The 241-nt window shown below is 36.9% G+C and carries 1 pseudogene; it reads right to left on the reverse strand.

Going from position 1 to position 241, the window contains the following annotated elements:
• A pseudogene (locus B3N22_RS23770) lies at positions 1–241 on the reverse strand (sulfide/dihydroorotate dehydrogenase-like FAD/NAD-binding protein); the annotation flags it as partial.

Raw genomic sequence — 241 nt, forward strand, 5'->3', positions numbered from 1 at the left:
GTTTCCTGCTACTTCTCTCATCTCTTCTTCTAATATTAATATGTCTTTACTTTTTGCCCCTACTATAACATCTACATTAATTCCTTTTGAATTTAGCCACTTTACTTGTGGATATACTGGTGCTGTTCCAACTCCACCTGCTATGAATACTATTTTCTTTTTCTTTAACTCCTCTAAGTCTTCATGTACCATTTCTGAAGGTACTCCAAGTGGGCCTACGAAGTCATGGAAGTAGTCTCCT

Origin of the sequence: Clostridium sp. UBA1652 (assembly GCF_002320975.1) — a bacterium.
GTDB classification, from domain to species: Bacteria; Bacillota; Clostridia; order Clostridiales; family Clostridiaceae; genus Clostridium_T; species Clostridium_T intestinale.